Here is a 1,339-nt window from a genome sequence, read left to right as displayed (position 1 = left end):
AGTACCCGAAGGTCCTGTACTCACGCTGCCAAGAAAAGCCTCTAGCCAGGCGAAGGTGCCCGTACCGGAAACCGACACAGGTAGGCAAGAAGAGAATTCTAAGGCGCGCGGAAGAACTCTCGTTAAGGAACTCGGCAACATGACCCCGTAACTTCGGGAGAAGGGGTGCCCCGGTAGAGTGAATAGCTCGAGGGGGCCGCAGTGAAAAGGCCCAAGCGACTGTTTAGCAAAAACACAGGTCTGTGCGAAGCCGCAAGGCGAAGTATACGGGCTGACGCCTGCCCGGTGCTGGAAGGTTAAGGGGAGCGGTTAGGAGCAATCCGAAGCTGTGAACCGAAGCCCCAGTAAACGGCGGCCGTAACTATAACGGTCCTAAGGTAGCGAAATTCCTTGTCAGGTAAATTCTGACCCGCACGAATGGCGTAACGACTTGGGCGCTGTCTCAACGAGAGATCCGGTGAAATTTTAATACCTGTGAAGATGCAGGTTACCCGCGACAAGACGGAAAGACCCCATGGAGCTTTACTGCAGCTTGATATTGGATTTGGGTACGATCTGTACAGGATAGGTGGGAGCCAGTGAAACCGGAGCGCCAGCTTCGGTGGAGGCACCGTTGGGATACCACCCTGATCGTATCTAGATTCTAACCTCTACCCGTGAAACCGGGTAAGGGACCGTGTCAGGCGGGCAGTTTGACTGGGGCGGTCGCCTCCTAAAGTGTAACGGAGGCGCCCAAAGGTTCCCTCAGAATGGTTGGAAATCATTCGCAGAGTGCAAAGGCATAAGGGAGCTTGACTGCAAGACCTACAAGTCGAGCAGGGACGAAAGTCGGGCTTAGTGATCCGGTGGTTCCGAATGGAAGGGCCATCGCTCAACGGATAAAAGCTACCCTGGGGATAACAGGCTTATCTCCCCCAAGAGTCCACATCGACGGGGAGGTTTGGCACCTCGATGTCGGCTCATCGCATCCTGGGGCTGAAGTAGGTCCCAAGGGTTGGGCTGTTCGCCCATTAAAGCGGTACGCGAGCTGGGTTCAGAACGTCGTGAGACAGTTCGGTCCCTATCTGTCGCGGGCGCAGGAAATTTGAGAGGAGCTGTCCTTAGTACGAGAGGACCGGGATGGACGCACCGCTGGTGTACCAGTTGTTCCGCCAGGAGCATAGCTGGGTAGCTACGTGCGGACGGGATAAGCGCTGAAAGCATCTAAGCGTGAAGCCCCCCTCAAGATGAGATTTCCCAATTTAGTAAGACCCCTTGAAGACGACGAGGTAGATAGGTTCGGGGTGGAAGTGTGGCAACACATGGAGCTGACGAATACTAATCGGTCGAGGGCTTAACC

Annotated in this window: 1 rRNA gene (cut by a window edge); it reads left to right on the top strand. The window is 55.3% G+C overall.

What is annotated here, in order from left to right:
* Nucleotides 1-1,339 (top strand): 23S ribosomal RNA (locus tag ACI1P1_RS29650); its annotated part reaches 1,585 nt to the left of the window's first position; the annotation flags it as partial.

Source organism: Paenibacillus mesotrionivorans (assembly GCF_046098205.1).
Classification (GTDB): Bacteria; Bacillota; Bacilli; order Paenibacillales; family NBRC-103111; genus Paenibacillus_AR; species Paenibacillus_AR mesotrionivorans.
Note: the sequence above shows the minus strand (reverse complement) of the source record. Positions and strands in the feature narration are given on the sequence as shown.